Annotated in this window: 3 protein-coding genes; all 3 read right to left on the reverse strand. The window is 41.9% G+C overall.

Features of this window, described 5'->3' with window-relative positions; translation table 11 throughout:
* Positions 1-1,259 (reverse strand): YSIRK-type signal peptide-containing protein (locus tag JQ843_RS04865; protein ID WP_203213030.1); only part of this gene is annotated, 1,259 nt, incomplete at its 3' end.
* A 312-nt stretch (positions 1,260-1,571) separates the two neighbouring features.
* The gene (locus tag JQ843_RS04870; RefSeq protein WP_203213031.1) at positions 1,572-2,768 is read right to left on the reverse strand and encodes a CAP domain-containing protein; all 1,197 of its coding nucleotides are present in this window, start codon (positions 2,766-2,768) and stop codon (positions 1,572-1,574) included.
* A gap of 136 nt (positions 2,769-2,904) precedes the next feature.
* Positions 2,905-3,942, reverse strand: coding sequence for an aldose epimerase family protein (locus JQ843_RS04875; protein ID WP_203213032.1), 1,038 nt, complete (start codon positions 3,940-3,942; stop codon positions 2,905-2,907).
* Positions 3,943-4,099: the final 157 nt, after the last annotated feature.

Genomic DNA, 4,099 nt, shown 5'->3' on the forward strand with positions numbered 1-4,099 from the left:
GGTTCTGTATAAGACGGTTGTGCTGGTTGAACCAGGGCCTCACCCTCGTGGCCCGACTCTTGCGTCCCTTGAGTACTGATCGGTTCTGTGTAGGCTGGTGGCACTGGTTGAACCAGAGCCTCACCCTCATGACCCGACTCTTGGGTCCCTTGAGTGCTGATTGGATCCGTATACGCTGGTTGCACTGGTTGAACTAGGGACTCGCCCTCATGACCTGACTCTTGAGTTCCCTTTGCTTGAATGAGAGTTTCATTGTTTTCCTGCGGTTGGGGCTCTATAGGAGAAGGTGTCCCCCCTTGTTGTCCCTCTGTTCTTGGTCTAGTCGGAGCTGGCTGGACTGGATTTACCTGTTCTTGATTCCCACCAGTTTGGCTTGAATCTGTTGCAGGAGCTGTAGCCGGTTCTGGTTTTTGGTCTGCCTCCCCGCCTTTGACAACATTCGTATCCTTGCTTTCCTGACTTAGAGAAACTGCTGGTTGCTGACTAGTATCCTCATTTTTAGAAGATGGAGCCGTAGCTGCTGAGATATCTACATTTTCTAAGTTAGACTTGCTGTCATTTGACTGCTTGACAAATTCAGTTCCCATAGTCGAATCTGCTGAATGAGTAGTAACTACTTCCTGAGATTGACTGTTTTCTAATTTAATCTCTTGATTTTCAGTAGATTCTGCTGGTTTGCTAGTTATCTGTACAGAAAGAGCTGGCTTATTTTCCACATATCCTAGATAAGTATAACCAGGAATATCAACCGGAGCTGGCAAGGCATCTCCTGCCTGGACCGATAATTGGGTGTTATAAGCAGCTAGTGTCTCGCTCGTCAAAGCAAGGACAGTTGGAGACAGCAACTGACTGCCTAGAGCTGTTACTAACAAGAATCGACTAATCTTTCTCTTGCCATCAGGTCCCTTAAGAACTACTACAACCAGCAAACTAAGACCTGCCACCAAGGCAACAGTCCCCAATGGAGAGCTAGTACCCGTATTGGGCAATACTTGATTTGCTCGATAAACCAGATAGTAGGTAGCGTCTGTTTCTTCCGCTACTTGTGGTAGGGATGTAACCAAGAGACCCTTCTCTTCGTCAGTTAAATCCGACTCTAAAACATAAGTATAATTAACGGTATGAGATTCTTGGGCAGATACAGTCTGTAGGCCAGTTCCCATCAAAAAGAAACACGCAACTGCCACAGATACAAGACCAACTGCCAATTTTCTTAATGAGAAATTCTGTCTTTCTTCTCCACTAGTTTTGAAATTCATATTCCCCTCTTTTTACATTTTTAAATTAGTATGTTAATTTATTGTAAAATATACAACTCTTTCCATTATACATCAACTTTTTAAAAGATTCTAGGGATAGATATACAATTGAACGGATGGGAAAAATCAAGTAACTAAGTAATTAACTGATTTGAAAAAGCTAAGACGAACTTCCCACCACACTTACTTTACGATTTTTCAGAAATAAACTGTCAACAAAAAATGAAGAGAAGCACTATTTCTTCTCTCCATCTTTAAAATTATAGTAACAAATATAGATTATCTAAAGTTATGAAAGCAACTCTTTAGTTTCTAGTTTACCCATTCACCGTTGCCATTTACTTTATAACCGTCTGGTGTTGTTGTGCTGACTGCCAAAGCTCCAGAGCCATATGCATAGTACCAGTATTGGCCAACTTTAAACCAACCTGTCTTCATGATACCAGACGCATCAAGGTAGTACCAAACTCCATTTTCTTTGAGCCAGCCTGTCTTCATAGCTCCTGAGCCATCAAAGTAGAACCATCTATTTCCGTCTGTACCCCAGCCTGTAAACATAGCACCTGAGCTACTCAAGTAATACCAGCTACCATCTACTTTTACAAATCCTGTCTGCATAACACCTAGGTCATCCAAGTAGTACCATTTACCACCCGTTTTCACCCAGCCTGTCTTCAGATCACCAGACTCATAGAAATACCATTTTCCATCTGTTTTCACCCAACCAGATTGGTCTGAACTAGAAGTTCTAAATTCTTTCAGCGCTTTTTCAACTACGACTGCTTTATTTTTAACTGTTGACAAGTTAGATGAAGTCACTTCTACATATTGAATAGCAGGACCGTAACTGCCTACCAACTCTTCTGAAGTAGCAGCATCACCAAAAGCCTGAGCAATCGTTACGGCATTATATGGGTTATTTGGGTTCTTAAAGGCAGCAATCCCCATGTGTGTAAATTTAGGACTAATCAAAGTCTGATAATGACCAGATCCACCATTTGTTGAACCACCTGATTTTTTCTTCACGTAGTCTGCTTTTTCAGCACGCCATTGTTCAAGAGCTTTTAGAAAACCATCATGGTTCCAACCCAAGTTTTCTCCTAGTACACTGTTTCCTGATGGGAAGGCACTCCAGATTTCTTTACCAGAAAGACGAGTATGGTCCATGGTTACAGAAGCTTCTGCAGCTCTGGCAAAAGCTGCCTTTTCTAGGTCAGTCGACCATTTGATAGGGACATACTTATCTACCAAACCTTCGTCAGCTGCCTCTTTACGGATAGCATTGATGGCATCTAAGATAGCTTGTTGGTCTGGAGTCAAAAATTCTCCCTTTAATCCAACCAAAACATTGCCACTAGCAGGGTTAAGCACTTCTGAACTCAAGACATTTTCATTTCTACCATCTGCAGATTGTGTTGCCACAAGTCTGTCGTTGGCAAAAACATCATTTGTCAAAACTGCTCCAGCTAAAGTCAAAGCCAAGGCGCTAGCAAATACAATTTTCTTCATTTTTTTCTCCTTTTATCCTCTAGATAGGACAGGTATTTTCAATATTAAATTATATCATATTTTCCTATTCTTTGCCCATTTCTACTAATGTTATAAGGTAAATACTATTCCCCAAAAAGTAGAAATTCCTATCCTTTTATTTCACAACAAGCTCATAACGTGTCTTGCTTGTAAAGGTTTGACCTGCTTTGAGAATGACTTGGTCTTTGAGGTCACTGTGAATGGCATCTGGTAAAGCTTGCGCTTCAAGGGCAATCCCATTGTGCTGTACCATTGGCTGACCTCCTATGATGACACTCTCATCCACAAAGTTTGCTGTGTAGACTACAAAACAAGGAGCTTCTGTCTTGAAAAGCAGGAAGCGACCTGAATTTTGGTCATAAAGGAAACCAGCATTGTCATGACCTGCAGGAAGGGCAAATGGATGATCTAAGCCAGATACCAACTGGATTTGCTCATCTTCTTCTGCAAAGATATCCTTCAACAAGGCACCATTGTAGATGTGTTTGACCACATCACGATTGGCATCTGGAGTTTTGGCCGGAACACCATCGGGAGCGATTGGATAAATGCCCTCTGTGTTTAGTTGGAAGACATGACGGTCAATCGTCTTTGTGAAATCACCGGACAAGTTGAAATAGCTGTGGTTGGTTGGATTGACCAGCGTATCTTGATCTGTCGTTACCTTGTAGCTGATTTCATAGGCACCAGTCTCTTCTAAGTGGTAACTGATCCAAATCTTGAGATTTCCAGGAAATCCTCCTGTCCCATCTGTACGCTCTGTGTAGAGGGTCAAGCCATGGTCGCTCACCTCGACCAATTCAAATAAACTAGAATCCCAACCAGTTGAACCACTGTGGTTACAGTTGCTAGCATTGTTGACTTCAAGGTCATAGTTCTTGCCATTAAGCTCAAAGGTCGCACCTGCAATACGGCCTGCCACAGGACCTACACTAGCTCCATGCTTGGGACTATTGCCTACATAGCTGTCAAAGTCATCAAATCCCAAGATAACATTGGCAAAATTTCCAGCCTTGTCAGGTGTGACATAACGCAAGATAGTCGCGCCATAAGTCATAACCTCAAGTTGGTAGCCACCGTCTGTCTCAAATCGATAGGCCAAGACATCCTTGCCCTCAACATTTCCAAATACACGCTCTGTGTATGCTTTCATTCGTTTTTCCTTCTTCCTAATTCTATTAAGCAAACAAACCATAGAAAGTCCATTCACAATCTATGGTTTACTTGTATGATTTACAAATCCTCTTATCAAGAATTCATAAATACTGTCTTATACTCAATGAAAATCAAAGAGCAAACTAGAAAGCTAG

It is taken from the genome of Streptococcus mitis (genome assembly GCF_905187495.1).
Taxonomy (GTDB): Bacteria; Bacillota; Bacilli; order Lactobacillales; family Streptococcaceae; genus Streptococcus; species Streptococcus mitis_CU.